This is a genomic window from Plantibacter sp. ME-Dv--P-095 (assembly GCF_030209365.1).
Lineage (GTDB): Bacteria > Actinomycetota > Actinomycetes > Actinomycetales > Microbacteriaceae > Plantibacter.
Genome location: NZ_JARVSB010000006.1, coordinates 55,486 through 72,852 on the forward strand (window position 1 = coordinate 55,486; position 17,367 = coordinate 72,852).

A 17,367-nucleotide genomic window follows, 5' to 3' on the forward strand; every position below is an offset into this window, starting at 1 on the left:
TTCTTCCGCGCGCGACCGTTCCGCGCGGCCGGTGACGCGCGCCTCGCCACACCGGACCCCTGACGCACCCATCCGGTCCTCGCGCTGAGGGCCCCGACTCCGACAGGAGACCCATGGCCATCGGCCAGACACCCCTCACGCCCATCACGCCGCAACCGACCGTCCTCACAGCCCTCCGGAGCCCGCGGATCCTCACCCGGGAGGTGCTGGCCGGCCTCGTCGTCGCCATGGCACTCATCCCCGAGGCGATCTCGTTCTCGATCATCGCGGGCGTGGACCCGCAGGTCGGGCTGTTCTCCTCGTTCGTCATGGCCACCGCGATCGCCTTCCTCGGTGGCCGACCGGCGATGATCACCGCAGCCACCGGCGCGATCGCCCTCGTCATCGCCCCCGTCGCCCGGGAACACGGCCTCGACTACTTCATCGCCACCGTCATCCTCGGCGGGATCTTCCAGGTGGCCCTCGGCCTCCTCGGTGTCGCGAAGCTCATGCGGTTCATCCCGCGCAGCGTCATGGTCGGCTTCGTCAACGCGTTGGCGATCCTCATCTTCACCGCACAACTCCCGAACCTCATCGGGGTGCCGTGGCTCGTGTACCCGCTCGTGGCGGTCGGCATCGTGGTCATGGTCGTGATGCCGCGGTTGACGACCTTCGTCCCGGCTCCGCTCGTCGCCATCGTCCTCATCACCGCGGCGACGGTGGTGACCGGCCTCAACGTCCCCACCGTCGGCGACCAGGGCGAGCTCCCGAGGAGCCTGCCGGGCTTCCTCCTCCCCGACGTGCCGTTCACGATGGAGACCTTCGCGATCATCGCGCCGTACGCCGCCGCGATGGCGCTCGTCGGGCTCCTCGAGTCGCTCATGACCGCCAAGCTCGTGGACGACATCACCGACACCCCGTCGGGGAAGACCCGCGAGTCGCTGGGTCAGGGGATCGCGAACGTGCTCTCCGGCTGCTTCGGGGGCATGGGTGGTTGCGCGATGATCGGGCAGACGATGATCAACGTGAAGGCGTCGGGTGCGCGGACACGGATCTCGACCTTCCTCGCCGGCGTGTTCCTCCTGGTGCTCGTCGTCGCCCTCGGTGACGTCGTCGAGCTGATCCCCATGGCCGCCCTCGTCGCGGTGATGGTCATGGTGTCCGTCGCGACCTTCGACTGGCACAGCATCCGTCCCCGCACGCTGCGCGCCATGCCCATCGGCGAGACCGTGGTGATGGTGGCGACGGTCGTCGTGGTGGTCCTGACGCACAACCTCGCGATCGGCGTCGTCGTCGGTGTGGTCGCGGCGATGGTGGTCTTCGCCAAGCGGGTCGCGCACGTCGCCACCGTCGAGCGGACCGTCGACGAGGCTGCGGAGACGCCCACCGCTCGTTATACCGTCACGGGCGAGCTGTTCTTCGCATCGAGCAACGAGCTCACGACGTGGTTCGCCTACGCCGACGATCCGGAGCTCGTCGTCATCGACCTCTCGCAGTCGCACGTGTGGGACGCCTCGACCGTCGCCGCGCTCGACGCGATCACGACGAAGTACGTGCGCCACGGCAAGCGCGTCGTCATCGAAGGGATGAACGACGCGAGCACCCGGATCCACACGAGGCTCGCCGGCAAGCTCGGCGGCGGTCACTGACGGACCGCGGCTCCGTACCCGAGGAGGTGGGGGAGTCGGGTCGCGATCGTGACCGGGCCCCGGCGTGGATGCCGGTGATCAGGCCGTGGTCAGCCCGCGGAGGACGGCGGTGACGACCACGCGTTGCGTCGTGGACGTCTCGGCGTCCACCGGCGACAGGCCCACGGCGCCGACGTGCGCGGCGATCACGGCCTTGGCCAGGACGGACGCGTCGACGACCGGGGTGCGCCCGTGGACGGCGGCGAGGGCGGCGAACCGGCCCCCGAGTTCGGAGAGTCGTCGTCCTCCGTCGGTCATGATCATGTCCTGTGCGAACACCGGATCGGCGCCCGCCTTCGACAACAGGACGGTCCGCAGGGAGAACCAGTCACGGCTCGCCGGGAGTGCGTCGAGGAGGTGCCCGACCGCCTCGTCGAGGCTCCCTGCCGGGTGCGCTCCGAGCAGCTGCTCGTCCAGGGCGACGCTGAGTCGTTCCCACACCGCCGCCGCCTGCTGCTGGTGCAGGGCGAGGTAGAGCTGCTCGACCGAGGCGAAGTTCGAGTAGAACGCGCCGCGCGTGAAGCCGGCTCGACGCGCGATGTCCTCGACGCTCTGGGCGATGGTCCCGCTCGTCTCGAAGAGTTCCGCGGCGGCAGTGAGGAGACGGCGTCTGGTCTCGCCCCGGTTGCGCCCCGTCGACCCGCTGTCACTCATGCCCCCAGCCTATGGCCGGGTTGGTGCTCTCCTCCCGAACTCGATACGATCTGTATTCAATACACATCGTATCGAGGAGGATCATGCAGCAGCGCCGCCACAAGCCGACCTGGGTGAGGATCGGGGTACCGCTCCTCGGGGCGGGGCTGCTCGGCGCACTCGTCGCGTGGCTCAACGCCGCGCCGTGGTGGGGGTGGTTGCTCCTCGGCGGGATCCTGGCCTTGAGCGCCTTCGCTGCCCGGACCTGGCTCCGCAGGCCGTGGTTCGTCCGCGCCTCCGCCTGGCTCGTGGTCACCGGGATCGTCGTGGGTACCGCCTTCGCGGCAGGGCCGGTGCCGACCACGCGCACGCTGAGCGGGACGCACACGGATCCGGTGAGCACGGCGCAGGGAGCGGTCGTCGGGGTGCGGGACGACCGCGCTCAGGTCGACGCGTTCGCGGGCATCCCCTACGCGGCACCACCGGTCGGGCCCCTGCGATGGCGACCGCCGGCTCCCGCGCCGGACCGGGACTCGGTCTTGATCGCCGACGACTTCGGTCCGTCCGCGATGCAGGCGGAGCCGACGTTCCTCTCCCGGGCGGCGACCCGCCTGCTCGACCTCCCGCTCGAAGAGACCCTCCTCGGTGGATACCGGACGAGCGAGGACAGCCTGCGGCTGAACATCTGGCGCGCGTCGGCACCATCGACCACCGGACCGCGCCCCATCCTCGTGTACCTGCACGGAGGCGCGTTCATCGCCGGTTCGGGCGCGTTCCCCGCCTACGACGGCGCCGCGCTCGCTGCCCGCGGCGACGTCATCGTCGTGACGCTCAACTACCGACTGGGTGTCTTCGGGTTCCTCGCCGACGACGCGATCGGCGGCTCGACGCCCGGGAACCAGGGGCTGCTCGATCAGCTCGCCGCGCTGCGGTGGGTGCAGGAGAACATCGGTGCGTTCGGCGGCGATCCGACCCGCGTCACCGTCGCCGGCGAGTCGGCAGGTTCCGGGAGCGCCTGCATCCTCGGGGCGTCACCGCTCGCCGCGGGCCTCGTCCACGGCATCATCGGGGAGAGCGGCGGATGCCTCGGAACGGCAGGCGACCGCGACGCAGGCGACCTCTACGACGACCGGCCGACGGCGGGCGAAGCCGCTCGCGAGCTGCGTGCCGCACTGGGCGGGGCGACCTTGGAGGAGATGCGGGCGATGCCGGCGGAACGCATCGCGTCCGCGGCGGCCGAGCTGTCGGCGCACTGGTGGCCGTCGGTCGACGATGCCGTGCTCCCCACGACCCCGTCCGCGATCTACGCCGAAGGACGACAGAACGACGTGCCGCTGCTGCTCGGAAGCAACGCGGATGAGACCTCGCTGGACCAGGTGACCGGGGTGGACTCGGATCCGGAGACCTACCGCCGCGAGGTCCGGGCGGAACACGGCGCCGACGCCGACCGGTTCCTCGAGCTGTATCCCGGTGGGGATCCCGATCAGGTCGTCGACTCCCGCCTGCGTGCCGGTACCGACGAGTCGATGACCGCGCCCATGCGCGAGTGGGCGCTCATGGCGGCCCAGACCGGGCGTTCGCCCGTCTACACCTACTTCTTCTCCCACGTGCCACCGGCGAAGGGCTTAGAGAAATTCGGCGCATACCACGGCGCCGAAGTGATGTACGCCTACGGCAACCTGGGCGCCGACGGTGACGCCGACTACGGGGCCGTGGATCGACGGCTCGAGTCGGAGATGACCGCCTCCTGGCTGGCCTTCACCCTCCGACAGGACCCCCGCAATCCGACCGTCGAGCGCTGGCCGACCGTCCAGGAGTCTCCGGAGGTGGTCCTCGAGTTCGGTGATACGACGACGGTCACGCAGCGTCCGTCCCCGCGTGCCGTCGACTTCTGGTTGGACGCGTCGGCGAGGCACGCCCGATAGCTCGGCGGCGGTCACTGACCGCCGGAAGCTCCAGCGCCTTCGGTGTGCCGCTCAGTCGAGCGGGACGCCGAAGTCGCCGGCGATCCCGGCGAGGCCGGTCGTGTAGCCCTGCCCGACGGCACGGAACTTCCACTCGCCGTTGTGACGGTAGATCTCGGCGAACAGCATCGCCGTCTCCTGCGAGGCGTCCTCGGTGAGGTCGTAGCGGACGATCTCCTGCTGGTCCTGGTCGAGGACGCGGCAGAAGGCGTCGCGGACCTGACCGAAGTTCTGGCGACGGTTGTCGGCGTCGTGGATGGAGACCGCGATGACGATGCGCGAGACGTCGGCTTCGACGGTGCGGAGGTCGATCGTGATCTGCTCGTCGTCTCCGTCGCCCTCACCCGTGCGGTTGTCGCCCTGGTGCACGACCGAGCCGTCCGGCGTCGACATCTGGTTGTAGAAGATGAAGTCCGCTGGGCTCCGGATCTTGCCGTTCTCCGCGACGAGGATCGCCGAGGCGTCGAGGTCGAACGCCACGCCGACGGTGGTGCGCGGATCCCAACCGAGACCGACCGTTGCGATCGTCAGACCAGGACTGGTCTTCGTGAGGGAGAGGTTGCTGCCTTTGGAGAGGCTGAGGCCTGCCATGGGTTGTTCCTTCGGGAGTGCTCGTGTGGTGTTCGAACCTCCATCCTGCCGTGTTCCGGCTGAGAGTGGAGGGGGTTGCCACGGATTTCCCGCCGATGCCGCCCCGCGCAGTGCGGCGGACTACTCGTCCCCGGCCACCGGTGTGCTGCCGACGACCTCTTCGAGCGGTACCTCCTCGCGGGCGACCGCGGCGGCCACGTCACCGAGCCGTCGCTGCCGGGAGCGCGCGTACTGCCGGATCATCCCGAACGCGGTGTCCATGTCGACGCCCGCCGCACGCGCCAGGTACCCCTTCGCCTGTTCGATGGTGATGCGGGTGTCGAGGGCGCGCTGGAGTTGTGCGGTGGCGAGGGTCGCGCTCTCGATCGTCCGCTGCTGCAGGAGGCTGATCGTCGCGACGTCGGCCAACGCCTGGGCTGCTCGGGCGTCGGCGCCGTTGAGCGCGCCCTCGGTCTCGCGGAAGAGGTTCAGCGACCCGACGATGGTGTCGCGGAGTCGCATGGGGATGGCGTGGACACCGGCGTACCCGTGCTCGCTCGAGGCCTCCGCGAACCTCGGCCAGTGCGCGCGGAGGTCGTCGACGGTCTCCGCGGTCACCAGGTCGCCCGAGGTGACCGCGGTGATGCACGGGCCCTCGCCGGCGTTCAACTGGAGGAGTCCGAAGAAGCTGCTGCGCTCGCTCGTGGAGGCGACGACCTTGAGGGCGCCGTCGCGGTCGGCGAGGTGGATCGCCCCGGCCGCGGCGTCGAAGAGTTCGACGGCCCGATCGACGAGGATCTGCAGGACCTCGACGACGTCGTAGTCGTCGACGAGGCTGTCGGTGAGTGTCACGAACGTCTCGATGAGTCGTGCTTCGCGCGTGTCATCCATGGCTGGGTTCGTCCTCATCTGTCGAGTAGCGGATCAACCGTAACCGAGCCGGAACCCTTCCGTGGCACCGCGGGGACATCTCTTCCGGCCTGATTTGCATCGATCGCCGGGGCCGTCCTACGCTGAACGGGCGCTGCCCCAGACCCCGGTCGCCGGACAATCCCTCCACATCCGTCCATGCCCAGGGAGCATCATGCGCACGCACCGATCAGGCCCGTTCTCCACGCGCCGTCGGCGATCATCGACCTCGACGACACCGCCCGTCCACCTGGCGGAGCGGGTCCGGTGACGGTCGAACGCAGCAGCGGGTTCCGCAAGACCGGACCGAGCAGCACGCCGCGGGCCGGCGGTACGTCGAGTTACTCCGCGATCCTCGCGCAGGTGAAGTCAGCCGGTCTCCTCCGGCGGCGGTACCAGTTCTACTGGACCCTCTTCGCTGTACTCGTCCTCGCGACCGCCGGCTGCTGTGTGGCCTTCGCGATGCTCGGAGCGTCCTGGTGGCAACTGCTCGTCGCCGCGGCGCTCGGCGTGCTGTTCACGCAGTTCGCGTTCCTCTCGCATGAGGCCGCGCACCGGCAGGTGTTCGAGTCGCGCGCGTGGAACGACCGGGCCGGTCGCTTCCTCGGGACGTTCCTCGTGGGTCTCAGCTACTCGTGGTGGATGAACAAGCACACCCGTCATCACGGCAACCCGAACACCGTGGGCAAGGATCCCGACATCGAGCCGGACACGATCCGCTTCCTGCCGGAGGACGTCAGCGCGGTGCGCAATCGGGCCGCGAAGCTCTTCTACCGCCACCAGGGCTGGCTGTTCTTCCCGCTCCTCACGCTCGAGGGCCTCAACCTGCACTGGCTCGCGATCCGCTCGGTGGTGAGCGGCGTCGGGACGAGGGCCGGCGGCCGCGATCGCGCGATCGAGGGGGCGCTGCTCGTGGCCCGGTTCGGTCTCCTCCTCGGCGTCGTGTTCAGCTTCCTGCCGTTCGGCATCGCGTGCGCGTTCCTCGGCGTGCAGTTCGCGGTGTTCGGCGTCATGATGGGCGCATCCTTCGCGCCGAACCACAAGGGCATGCCGACGATCGCCCACGACGCGAACGTCGACTTCTTCTCCCGCCAGGTGCGCACCTCGCGGAACGTCACGGGTGGCCTGTGGGTGTCGTTCCTCATGGGTGGCCTGAACTACCAGGTGGAGCACCACCTGTTCCCGTCGATGCCGCGGCCCGCGCTGAAGGAGGCGCGACGGCTGGTGCGTGACCACTGTGCGGCGCTCGACGTGCCGTACACGGAGACCACGCTGCTGCGGTCGTACGGCATCGTCATCCGCTACCTCAACCGGGTCGGCCTCGGGGCCCGCGATCCGTTCGCGTGCCCGCTCGTCGCCGAGCTCCGCATACACTGACCCCCATCACCGAGCACCACCACCCCACGGAAGCAGGAACCCACGCCCATGCAGATCATCATCGTCCTCCTTGTCCTCTGGGCGATCCTCTCCGTCGTCGGGTTCGCGTTGAAGGGCCTGCTCTGGCTGGGCATCATCGGCATCGTCCTGTTCATCGGGACGATAGTGTTTGGTGCCATCCGCCGAGCTGCGAGCAAGCGCAAGTAGCGCTGAGGCGTACCGCGCCGAGCCGCACGGCGCAGGCCGGTCGGGTACGCTCTGCCGGATGCGGAACCTGGACTGGGACGGCCTGCGCAACCTGAGAGACCTCGGCGGCCTGCCGACGCCGTTGTCGTCCACCGGCGTGACGGTCAGCGGGCGGATCGCGCGAGGACCACGACGGGAGCTGCTCACCGAAGCCGGGTGGGCGGCGGCGACGCGATGGGGGCTGCGCTCCGTGGTCGACCTCCGCAGTGCCGACGAGGTCGGTGCCCGAGACGCCGACCCGGACGCCCGGCCCCCGGCGGATCTCGTCATCACGCTGGCGCCGACCGAGGACCAGGCGGATCCCGAGTTCCGTGAGGTCTGCCTGCCGATCCTCGATTCGCCCGAGTACTGGCAGCACAACGTGCGCATCCTGCCGGACCTCGTCCGCGTCGCGTTGGAGACGGTCGCCACGAGCGAGCCCGGGATCCTCGTGCACTGTGCCGCCGGACGGGACCGCACCGGCCTGATCAGCGCCCTCCTCCTCGCCAACGCCGGCGTCCCCGACGACGCGATCGTCGACGACTACGCGGCGTCGGTCCGGGCGATGGCGGGGGCTGCGCCGCACGGAGGACCGACGCACGATCGCCAAGCCACCTGGACGGCGGAGCAGGTCGACGCCTTCCTCGACGAAGTCACCCCGCATGTGCGCGCGTTCGTCGCCGAGGTCGACGGCGTCTTCGACCTCCTGGGTCTCGACGAGGAGGTTCGGACCCGCCTGCGACGGCTCCTCGTCGGGTGACCGGTTCCGGCCGACGCAAAGGCCGTCCTGCTAGGGTCCTGCCTGATCGTCACCCGATCCCGTCAGCCGCCATCACCCCCGGAACAGGAAACCCACACCCGTGCAGAAGTTCGCCGTCGTCATCGTCGTCCTCCTCGCCCTCTGGGCGGTCCTCTCCATCGTCGGGTTCGTGCTGAAGGGCCTGTTCTGGCTCGGCGTCATCGGCGTCATCCTCATCGTCGGCACCATCGCGTTCGGAGCCGTCCAGCGTTCCCTGAACAACCGGCGGTAGCGCTCCGTCGCACCGCGAACGGCGATGCTGCCATGATGTCCACTCGTGGCCGGTGGCGCGGAATGGGGTGGCATGATGCGATTCGAATCGTCGGAAGCGCTCATCGCCGCGCTCCTCGATCTCAGGGCGAAGGGTCGACCGGAACGCGCGTGCGCGCTCGTCCGGGCCTCCCTGGCCGCACTTGGGCACCCGTTCGCGGAAGAGTACTGGGAGACGTTCTTCGACCCGGAGGAGTCCTTCGCCAACGCGATGTATGACTGCGGCACCGCCCTGTGGGAGCTCGACTGGTCCGATCGGGACGACATCCGCCCGCAGGCGGCACTCCTCGCGTTGGAAGTGTCTGCAGCCGCTGGGCTCGACCTCGCCGGATTCGCCCTGGCACAGTCGCTCGACTGGCTCGGCGATCCTCGCGCCGAGGCGGTGCTCCGCGACTTCGTATCGCGCCACCCCGACTGGGAGGATCCCAGGCTCTTCGGAATCCTCGGCGGTCTCATCGCGGACCACTACGACGACGCGGAGCACATGGACGAGGCGCTCGCCTGTCTCGACCGTGTCGGGGACAGCGAGGACATCTGGGTGTGTTGGCGGGCGTTGGCGATCGCCAAGCTCGGCCACGTGGAGGATGCGGTCGCATTGCTCGGCGACCGGGTGGCGGCAAACGACTTGGACGCCTTGGCCGTGCTCGGAGACATTCACGACTGGGCGGGCGATGTGGACCGGGCGCAGGACGCCTACCTCCGGGCGATTGCCGTCGGAGATGCCCGCTCGGCGCGCATGCTCGGCAACCTGCTCCACACGCTCGGCGACGATGCTGCGGCGAGGCAGGCCTACGAGATCGCGGCAGCGCGCGGCGACGGGTACGCGACCGAGCTACTGCGCGATCCGCTGTGGGAGCTCCCCGGCTGACGGCGGAGGGTCCTGAGGGGAGTGGCTCTCAGTGCCCCGACCCAGGCATGCGTGTCGGCGCGGGTCAGAGCCCGTCGTCCCAGGGGACCGGCGTCGTCGTGCCCGACAGCCAGTCGCTGCGCAGCACGGCGTAGGCGACCGAACCGAGCGCAGGTCCACCGGCCACGGGCCAACCCTCGCGGAAATGGGCCTCCTTCACCCAGCCTGCCCTGCGGAAGGCGCGACGCATGGCGACGTTGTCCTCACGGGTCTGCCCTTCGAGCCTGCGGACGGACGGAAACTGCCCGAACACCTCGGTGACGATGGCCGGCAGCACCGCGGTGCCGACACCTCGTCCTCGGGCGTCCGCCGCGAGCCGAAGGTCGATCATGGCGGTGTCGTCCTCGAGGTCCTCGAGCATGACGATCCCCACGGCCTCGCCGTCGGCGAGCACCCAGCAGCCCAATGCACCCGGTCCGTCGATGATGCCCGAAGCCAGTCGGGCGCGTGCATCCTCCGCCGTCGGTCGCGTCTGCACGTGCAAGGGGAACTCGTGAGTGCTCAGGAACGCGACGAACGCGTCGTCGTCACGAGGGCGCTCGATCGTTCGCAGGGTCAGGGCAGGCATGGGTTCAGTATCGCAAAGCGGCCGCCGCGCGCACCCGGCCAGGGGGCTCCCGAAAGCCCTCGCTGTCCAAAGAACGCAACAGCCCGTCCCGCTTCCGGCTCCGTGATTACGCTGATGCCGACAGGACCCTTTCGCCCTGTCGGGGTTCCCGGCCGACGTTCCCTCGATTTCGGCCGGGACCCACCCCGCCGCGAAGACGGTCGTCCGGGTCAGTCGGGTTGCTCGGCGCTCGCCGCGAGCAATCCACTCGCTCCGGCGACCATCGCGGCCTCGGTCCGGGTCGACACACCGAGCTTCCGCAGGATGGCCGAGACGTGGACGCTGGCCGTCTTCGCACTGATGAACAGGCGCTCACCGATCTGCGGGTTGCTGAGGCCCTCCGCGACGAGCTGCAGCACCTGGCGTTCGCGCGCGGTCAGCTCCACGGACCCGCCCGAGGTGCGTGCCCGAGGTCGGCCGTCGAGGTTCAGTGATGCCCGCGCCGCCAACGCCCGTGCACCGTCGAGGACGAGGCCGGCGCCGAGTGTCGTCGCCTCCGCGACGGCGGTGATGAGGGCGTCCTGCGCCCGGGGACGATCGCCGGCGGCCACCAGCGCTTCCGCGAGTCGGAGCGCCGTGTAGGGCGCGAGCGCGGCGGGCGCGAACGGACGCTCGGCCATCGCGCGAGCCGTCTCCCAGGCGCCCACGTCGTCGCCGATGCCGTCCGGCCCGCCGAGTTCAGCGTCGACCAGGGCACTCCACAGCGGTGCGGTCGGCCAGAACCGCTCCTTCGCGATGAGTGCTCGCCAACGCGTCTCCTGCTCGCGGAGCCGTGCGTCGTCGAGGCCGGCGAACGGCCCGGATCCGAGATCGAGCGTCCCCGCAGCCATGGCGACCCGCACCCGGGCCATGACCCGGGCCGCGTCCGCCAGCGCAGGAAGGTCGTACGCCGGCATCGGGCGGTGGTCGGGGGCGTCGAACACGCCGACACCGGCGGGCGACCACGCTCCGGCGAGGTCTCCGGTGGCGAGGCCGACCTGCATCACGACGCGCGCGACGCCGAACCGGGTCTGCACCTCCAGGCCCGACAGTGAGAGCATCCCCTTCCGCCAGCGGCGGTAGAGCGTCGCTGCGGTCTCGGCATCGCCACGCCACAGCATGAGGAGGATGAGCGACTGGCGGAGGTACACGGAGAACGCGAGCGGCGGCTGCAGGGCGAGGGCCCGATGCACGCGCTCTTCCGCCTCGTCCCATCGACCGAGCGCCACCAGGGGGTCGACCGCGTTCGACGACAGGATGAGCCCGGAGCTGCGCTCGACGCCGAGTGCCCTCGCCCGCGCGACACCTTCGAGCGCCGATGCGAGCGCCTCCTCGTACGAACCGAGCAGGTTCGCCATGTCGGAGGCGTTGACCCGGTATCGGAGGAGCGCGCTGCCGTCGCCGTCGGCGAGCGACTCCGCGGTCGCGAGCATCGGCCTTCCGGCGTCCAGCTCGCCACGGTGGATGCGGGCGATGCCGCCGATGTTCGCCGCGACCGAGGCGTTCCGCGCCGAGCCGGTGCGCGCGGCCTCCTGCGCGGCGGCGTCGGCGTACTCGATCGCCCGCTCCAGTCGGCCGACGATCATGTGCCGTGCGGCGAGGCTCGTGAGCAGCACACCGCGCAGCTCGCCGGGGGTGTCGGCGGGGACACGCGCGAGCGCCTGTTCGAGAAGCTCCACCGACCCTGGCCGCCCGAGGTTCGCGAGGTAGAACGCCTTGTCGCGCAGCAGCTTGGCCTGATCGAGGTCGTCGCGGTCCTCCGGCGTGGCGAGCACCTCGTCGACCATCGCGATCGCACGGTCCGTCCAGCCCGCGTTCCGCAGGGCGCTCGCCGTGCGTCGCATGAGCTCAGAGCGTGAGCGGCCGACGAGATCCTGTGCCTCGGGGATCTGGTCCCAGATCTCGAGCAGGCGTTCCCCGAGCTGCGCCTCCGTGCTGTAGGCGAAGGCCGCGTGCGCCTGCTCCATGGCCCGCACGGTGGCCGGGAACGCCCGCCCGACGTCGCGAGCGAGCATCCAGTGGTACGACACTTCGGCCGCAACCGGTTCGACCCCGCCCGCGGCTTCCAATGCCTCGGCGAACCCCGCGTGGAAGCGCGTCCGTTCGCCCGGAAGCAGGTCGTCGTGGATCGCCTCCCGGACGAGCGCGTGACGGAACGCGTAGGTGGTCGTGTCCGCGACGAGGACGTTCGCCGCGATGGCCTCCCGCACGCCGGCGTCGAGGGCGTCGTGGTCGCCGGTGAACACGCGCTCCAGGAGCGCATGCTCGACGCGGACACCGCCGGCGGAGATCACGCGCAGCAACTGTTGGGTGGTGGGCGTGAGCCGTTCGTAGCGGGCGAGGAGGAGCTCGCGGAGGGTGTCGGGCAGATCGTCGCCGACATCGTCGCCGTCGTCGCCGAGTCCCAAGAGCTCCTCCACGAAGAAGGGGACGCCCTCGCTGCGGGCGTACACGCTGTCGATGGAGACCGTGTCGAGCGAGCTGCCGCGGATGGCGATGGCCTGACGCAGCACATCGCCGCGGCTCAGACGCTCGAGGCCGTGCCGTTCGACCCGCCTCGTACGGTCGAGTTCGGCCAGGAAGCCGCGCAGGGGGTGTCCGCGCGACACGTCCTCGTTGCGGACCGTGAGCACGATCATCACGTGGGCATCGGTCAGGACGCGCACGAGGAACGCGAGCAGGCTGAGGGTCGCGCCGTCGGCCCAGTGGACGTCCTCGATCGCGACGACCACGGGCTGCTCTCGGGAGAGCGCCTCGAACAGGACGGCGACGGTCTCGTGGAGCCGCCCCACGCCGCCGTCGCGCTGGTCCTCCGGCTCCACACCGGGCGACGGCAGGAGGGTCTCGAGCGAGGCCCGGCCGGGCCCGGCGGCGTCGAGCACGGCCTCCCGGCCCCGTCGTGCGACGAGGTCCTTCATGAGGCCCAGCACGGGCGCGTACGGCGCGGCGACGTCGCCCAGGTCGACGCACTGCCCCGTGATCACGAGCGCCGACGAGCGGACCGACCGGGTGAACTCCGTCAGCAGTCGGGTCTTCCCGATGCCGGCTTCGCCGCTCAGCACCAGGCTGCGCGATCCGTCCGCGGCGACGGTGTCGAACACGGACCGCATCGCAGCGAGGTCGGACGCGCGCCCGATCATCGTCGGGCTCGTCGCGGGCAGGGTCACCGCTCCATGGTCCCACCCTGGTCGTGGTGGGGAGCGCCTTCGTCGAGCAGGCGCTCGCGGTGTCGCCGCCGCCGTTCGAGGTCCTGTTCGAGCTGGCGCTCGAAGAACCGTCTCGTCTCGGCCGACATGGCCGAGCTGTAGGTCGCGCTCGTGATCATCATGACTGTCCCTCCACGAGCCGGCTGCGGATGCCGTGCTCGGACACCAACGTTCCGCTCTGAGGTGCCCCCACTACCTCGGGCACCTGCCCTATTCCGGCCGTGGGGCGCGGCGGGCTTCGCGATGAGGGGGCAGTGCGCTGACGGATGGCGTACGGTTGCCGTTCACGCACCATGACCTCATTGAGGACATCACGATGGAAAGCAGCACTCTCACCCTCGGTGGGCTCGTCTACGACCTGGACCCGAGCACCGTCCTCACGAAGCTGAAGGACACGATGGAGCGCACGGCGCTCTCGGGCGGCGGCTTCGTCGATCTGGACGTCGTCGGCCAGGACTCGGCGAGCGTCTTCGTCAGTCCGGGGACGTCGATCTACTTCGCGACCAACGAACGCCGTGGACCGCGCCCGGTCCGACCGCGCGAGCCCGCCGGCGTCGCCCTCAGCGCGACCGAGGCGGACGACTGGGAGCTCGGCTTCTACGGCCTCTGATCTAGGCGGCCGGGCGGCCGGCGCTCAGGGACGGACGCGGAGGCGGAATCAGCCCGCGTTCGACCGAAGGTAGGTCTCCAGGTCCATCGGTGGCACACCGGTGATGTCCTCGATCGCCGGGCTCACCTCGGCCATCACGCCGCTGCCGATGGCCGTGTAGGTGCTCACCCAGGCGTCGACCTCCCAGTCGGGCGCGCCGTAGGAGGCGCGCGACGCGTAAGCCTCCTCGATCGTCTCGTCGTGGAAGGTGACCTCGCGATCGCGGACGCGGCTGATCGTGGCCGCGACCTCGGTCATCGTGAGCGCTTCCGGGCCGGTGAGGTCGTAGGTGCGACCGGCGTGGGGCGCAGGGTCGACGAGGATGGCTGTGGCGGCCCGGGCGATGTCGGCGCGGGCGACGAAGGAGGCGCGACCGTCGCCGGCCGGCCCACGGATGACGCCGTCCTCACCCACGAGGGCCTCCATGATGTCGAGGTAGAAGCCGTCGCGGAGGAACGTCCACCGCATGCCCGACGCTCGGATGTGCTCCTCGGTCGCATGGTGGTCGCGCGCCAGCGTGAACACCGCGTCCGGTGCCGCCGCGGCGAACGAGGTGTACACGAGGTGCTGGACGCCGGCGGAGGCCGCGGCATCGATGAACGAGCGGTGCTGGTCGACACGGTCGGCGCTCTCGGCCCCCGACACCATGAAGAGGGTGTCGACGCCCTCGAGGGCCGCGCGGGCCGCCGCCTGATCGGTGTAGGTGAACCGGTGCACGGTGCTGTCCGGGTGCTGCGGGGCCTTCGCGGGGGTGCGGACGAGCAGACGTTGCGGGATCCCGCGGGCGGCGAGGTCCTGCGCCACGAGGCCGCCGAGCGCGCCGGTCGATCCGGTGACGGCGATGGGACGGGGTGTGCTCGGGTTCACGGGGTTCCTCTCAGTCGGGCGATCAGGGACGGACGCGGACGCTGCGCCCTTCGAGCGACACGACGTCGTCGAGCTGCAACTGCCGACCGCGTCGGCGATCGACCTCGCCGTTGACCTGCACGGCGCCGTCGGCGATCGCGGCCTTCACGTCTCCACCGGAGTCGAGCAGACCCGCGAACTTCAGGAACTGCCCGAGTCGGATGCCCTCGCCGCCGATCGGGACGTCGGTGATCTCTGCCGGGTTCGTCATCCCCGAATGCTAACAAGGTCCTGGGGGTGGGGTCCCCGGACGGGATGTGACGGTACCCTCAGCGGTACAGGGTCACCGTGGCTCGCAAAGGAGCACCAACATGGGCGAGAAGTCAGCACGTAAAGAGGGCGGCAAGACCGCACCGGCGAAGACGCTGAAGGAGAAGCGGACCGCGAAGGCCGACAAGAAGGCCGGCAACGCGCGTTCGGAGAACACCGACGCGGTCACGCGGGTCAAGAACCGCTAGTCCCGTTCGACGACCCCCGTGGTCGGCGATGAGCTCAGGCGCCAGTCCCCTCAGGGAGACGGGCGCCTGTTCTGGTCTTCGGGCCGTTCCCGGCGATCCGCCCCGCTATCGTCGTGGCATGTCCGACCTCAGCCCCGGCGACGACGCGCTCGAGCTCGCCCGTCTGCTCATCTCGATCGACTCCGTCAGTCCGAGCCTCGTCTCGGGTTCCGCCGGTGAGGGACCGATCGCGGCCGTCATCGCGCAGCGGCTCGAGCGCGCCGGCTTCACGGTCGACCTCGTGCCGGCACTGGAGGACCCGCGACGCGTCAGTGTCGTCGCCGTCCACGAGGGCTCGGAAGCGGGACGGACCGTCGTGTTCAACGGGCACCTCGACACCGTCGGCGTGGAGGGCATGGACGATCCGTTCACACCCCGCGTCGAGGGCGGTCGGCTCTTCGGACGCGGCGCCAGCGACATGAAGTCCGGCCTCGCAGGACTGATCGTCGCCGCGGAGCGACTCGTCGCTGCGGGCCACCCCGGCACCGTCGTCTTCACCGGCGTCGCGGATGAGGAGGATGCGAGCGTGGGAGCCGCGGCCGTCCTGCAGCACCTCGCCGATCGTGGTGTGCCGGCGGACGTGTGCCTCATCGCCGAGCCCACCTGGCTCGACCGGGTGTCGGCGCACCGGGGATATGCGGTCGTCGAGGTCACCCTGCAGGGTGTGGCCGGGCACTCCTCGCAACCGGCGTTGAGCGTCGATACGATCCGTGCTCTCGGCCACGTGCTGCAGGAGGTGGAGCGGGCTGACGAGGAACTCCGTCAGCGGCCGGCGCACCCGCTGCTCGAATCCGGTTCGTTCACCGCGACGGTCGCCAGGGCAGGGAGCGCCCCGTTCACGATCGCCGCCGACGCGACCCTCGTCATCGAGCGACGCACGCTGCCGGGCGAACGCGCTGAGGACGCCCTCGTCGAGGTGCGGGCCATGCTCGACGCGGTCGCGGCGCGGACACCGGGGCTCCGGACGGATGCCCGGCTGACGCATCAGCGCGAGGCCTGGGAAGCCGATGAGCAGGGTCCGGCCGCGCGATTCGCCGAGTTCCTGGCGGCCGCGCTCACCCGTGATGGTGAGACCGTGCCCGCCGCCATCGGTGCGCCCTACTGGATGGAGTCGGCGCTGTGGCAGGCGGCGGGGATCCCGACCGTCGTGTGCGGCCCTGCCGGCGGCGGACTGCACGCGGCGGAGGAATGGGTCGACCGCGAGCAGCTCCGGCGGTTCCCTGAAGCGGTCATCGCCGCGACGATCGATGCGCTGTCCGGATCGAGCGAGACGTGATGCCAGGGGGACCCGATCGCGTCGCAGTGATCGGGCCGGGCGCGATCGGCACCGTGGTCGCCGCAGCGCTCCACGAACAGGGACGGACGCCGTTCATCGCAGGGCGGTCGAAACGGCCGGAACTCCAGCTCCAGGTCGATGACGAGACGGTGACGGTCCCCGGGCCGGTCCACACCGATCCGGCGGAGTCTCCGGGCACGGCAGGCATCGTCTTCCTGGCGGTCAAGGCGACCCAGACGGCTGCCGCTGCCGACTGGCTCGCCGCGTTGTGCGGTCCGGACACGGTCGTGTGCGTCCTACAGAACGGGGTCGAACAGCGCGAGACGGTGGAGCCCCTCGTCCGGGCCGGAACGGTCGTCCCGGCCGTCGTCTGGTTCCCGGCCACCCGCCGACCCGACGGTCCGGCCACGCTGCTGAATCCGCCACGCCTGTCCCTGCCGGAGGCACCCGGTGCCGCCGTGGTGGCAGACGTGCTGCGCGGCTCCCGCTGCACCGTCGAGGTCTCGACCGACTTCACGACCCTCGCCTGGCGGAAGCTCCTGCAGAACGCCGCCGCCGGACTCATGGCGTTGACCGGTCGCCGATCCGGCATGTACCGGCGCGACGACATCGGCCGTTTGATGCTCGCCTACCTCGAGGAGTGCGCGTCCGTCGCACGAGCGGAAGGTGCGCGATTGGCCGACGGCGAACCACGGCGGCTCCTCGACCAGTTCCGAGCCTCGCCGGTCGACCGCGGGACGTCGATCCTCGCCGACCGCGAACAGGGGCAACCGCTCGAATGGGACGTCCGCAACGCGGTCATCCAGCGGCGGGGGAGCGTGCACGGCATCCCCACGCCGATCAGCGACGTGGTCGTGCCGTTGCTCGCCGCGGCGAGCGACGGACCGGGCTGAACCGCAGCGGTCGTGCGATCGAGCGCTTCGATA

Annotated in this window: 19 protein-coding genes; 11 read left to right on the forward strand and 8 right to left on the reverse strand. The window is 70.4% G+C overall.

The window, feature by feature from the left end:
• The first annotated feature begins 113 nt into the window (after window positions 1-113).
• A complete protein-coding gene (locus tag QRN26_RS08525; protein WP_056009446.1) occupies window positions 114-1,628 on the forward strand; it encodes a SulP family inorganic anion transporter in 1,515 nt (504 codons plus the stop codon).
• 78 nt (window positions 1,629-1,706) lie between these two features.
• On the opposite strand, the gene QRN26_RS08530 is transcribed toward QRN26_RS08525, so the two are convergent.
• The gene (locus QRN26_RS08530; RefSeq protein ID WP_056009444.1) at window positions 1,707-2,321 is read right to left on the reverse strand and encodes a TetR/AcrR family transcriptional regulator; all 615 of its coding nucleotides are present in this window, start codon (window positions 2,319-2,321) and stop codon (window positions 1,707-1,709) included.
• 83 nt (window positions 2,322-2,404) lie between these two features.
• On the opposite strand from QRN26_RS08530, the gene QRN26_RS08535 reads away from it, so the two are divergent.
• A complete protein-coding gene (locus QRN26_RS08535; protein ID WP_285036237.1) occupies window positions 2,405-4,225 on the forward strand; it encodes a carboxylesterase/lipase family protein in 1,821 nt (606 codons plus the stop codon).
• A 51-nt stretch (window positions 4,226-4,276) separates the two neighbouring features.
• Here the strand turns inward: QRN26_RS08535 and QRN26_RS08540 are convergent, their stop codons facing one another.
• Window positions 4,277-4,855 carry a TerD family protein gene (locus QRN26_RS08540; protein ID WP_056009439.1) on the reverse strand — a complete coding sequence of 193 codons (579 nt, stop codon included), beginning with the start codon at window positions 4,853-4,855 and terminating at the stop codon, window positions 4,277-4,279.
• Window positions 4,856-4,975: 120 nt separating this feature from the next.
• Window positions 4,976-5,725, reverse strand: a complete 750-nt coding sequence (locus tag QRN26_RS08545; RefSeq protein ID WP_056779707.1) for a GAF and ANTAR domain-containing protein — start codon at window positions 5,723-5,725, stop codon at window positions 4,976-4,978.
• A gap of 177 nt (window positions 5,726-5,902) precedes the next feature.
• Here QRN26_RS08545 and QRN26_RS08550 point away from each other — a divergent pair, with 177 nt between their 5' ends.
• From QRN26_RS08550 to QRN26_RS08570, 5 genes are all read left to right on the forward strand, one after another.
• Entirely contained in the window at window positions 5,903-7,120 is a 1,218-nt protein-coding gene (locus QRN26_RS08550) for a fatty acid desaturase family protein (RefSeq protein WP_285036238.1), read from the forward strand.
• A gap of 48 nt (window positions 7,121-7,168) precedes the next feature.
• Complete coding sequence (locus QRN26_RS08555) at window positions 7,169-7,327, forward strand: hypothetical protein (protein ID WP_164488334.1); 159 nt, start codon at window positions 7,169-7,171, stop codon at window positions 7,325-7,327.
• A gap of 58 nt (window positions 7,328-7,385) precedes the next feature.
• Window positions 7,386-8,105 carry a tyrosine-protein phosphatase gene (locus QRN26_RS08560; protein WP_285036239.1) on the forward strand — a complete coding sequence of 240 codons (720 nt, stop codon included), beginning with the start codon at window positions 7,386-7,388 and terminating at the stop codon, window positions 8,103-8,105.
• Window positions 8,106-8,205: 100 nt separating this feature from the next.
• Window positions 8,206-8,376: a hypothetical protein gene (locus tag QRN26_RS08565; protein ID WP_200936405.1), complete on the forward strand. Its 171-nt coding sequence runs from the start codon at window positions 8,206-8,208 to the stop codon at window positions 8,374-8,376.
• Between the two features lie 72 nt (window positions 8,377-8,448).
• Window positions 8,449-9,282: a tetratricopeptide repeat protein gene (locus QRN26_RS08570; RefSeq protein WP_285036240.1), complete on the forward strand. Its 834-nt coding sequence runs from the start codon at window positions 8,449-8,451 to the stop codon at window positions 9,280-9,282.
• A 64-nt stretch (window positions 9,283-9,346) separates the two neighbouring features.
• On the opposite strand, the gene QRN26_RS08575 is transcribed toward QRN26_RS08570, so the two are convergent.
• From QRN26_RS08575 to QRN26_RS08585, 3 genes are all read right to left on the reverse strand, one after another.
• Window positions 9,347-9,889: a GNAT family N-acetyltransferase gene (locus QRN26_RS08575; RefSeq protein WP_285036241.1), complete on the reverse strand. Its 543-nt coding sequence runs from the start codon at window positions 9,887-9,889 to the stop codon at window positions 9,347-9,349.
• 209 nt (window positions 9,890-10,098) lie between these two features.
• Window positions 10,099-13,074, reverse strand: coding sequence for a helix-turn-helix transcriptional regulator (locus QRN26_RS08580; protein WP_285036242.1), 2,976 nt, complete (start codon window positions 13,072-13,074; stop codon window positions 10,099-10,101).
• Window positions 13,071-13,235 carry a hypothetical protein gene (locus QRN26_RS08585; protein WP_157579893.1) on the reverse strand — a complete coding sequence of 55 codons (165 nt, stop codon included), beginning with the start codon at window positions 13,233-13,235 and terminating at the stop codon, window positions 13,071-13,073. Before QRN26_RS08585 ends, QRN26_RS08580 begins: the two co-directional genes overlap by 4 nt.
• 194 nt (window positions 13,236-13,429) lie before the next feature.
• On the opposite strand from QRN26_RS08585, the gene QRN26_RS08590 reads away from it, so the two are divergent.
• Entirely contained in the window at window positions 13,430-13,723 is a 294-nt protein-coding gene (locus tag QRN26_RS08590) for a hypothetical protein (protein ID WP_285036243.1), read from the forward strand.
• Window positions 13,724-13,771: 48 nt separating this feature from the next.
• On the opposite strand, the gene QRN26_RS08595 is transcribed toward QRN26_RS08590, so the two are convergent.
• Window positions 13,772-14,629 carry an SDR family oxidoreductase gene (locus tag QRN26_RS08595; protein WP_285036244.1) on the reverse strand — a complete coding sequence of 286 codons (858 nt, stop codon included), beginning with the start codon at window positions 14,627-14,629 and terminating at the stop codon, window positions 13,772-13,774.
• A gap of 22 nt (window positions 14,630-14,651) precedes the next feature.
• Window positions 14,652-14,879: an RNA-binding S4 domain-containing protein gene (locus QRN26_RS08600; RefSeq protein ID WP_056009426.1), complete on the reverse strand. Its 228-nt coding sequence runs from the start codon at window positions 14,877-14,879 to the stop codon at window positions 14,652-14,654.
• Between the two features lie 100 nt (window positions 14,880-14,979).
• Between QRN26_RS08600 and QRN26_RS08605 the strand changes: the two genes are divergently transcribed.
• The 3 genes from QRN26_RS08605 to QRN26_RS08615 all read left to right on the forward strand — a co-directional run bounded on the left by QRN26_RS08605 (window position 14,980) and on the right by QRN26_RS08615 (window position 17,334).
• Window positions 14,980-15,126: a hypothetical protein gene (locus QRN26_RS08605; RefSeq protein WP_157579891.1), complete on the forward strand. Its 147-nt coding sequence runs from the start codon at window positions 14,980-14,982 to the stop codon at window positions 15,124-15,126.
• Window positions 15,127-15,244: 118 nt separating this feature from the next.
• Window positions 15,245-16,441, forward strand: coding sequence for a M20/M25/M40 family metallo-hydrolase (locus QRN26_RS08610; RefSeq protein ID WP_285036245.1), 1,197 nt, complete (start codon window positions 15,245-15,247; stop codon window positions 16,439-16,441).
• Window positions 16,441-17,334: an oxidoreductase gene (locus QRN26_RS08615; protein ID WP_285036246.1), complete on the forward strand. Its 894-nt coding sequence runs from the start codon at window positions 16,441-16,443 to the stop codon at window positions 17,332-17,334. The genes QRN26_RS08610 and QRN26_RS08615 overlap by 1 nt, the downstream gene beginning before the upstream one ends.
• Window positions 17,335-17,367: the final 33 nt, after the last annotated feature.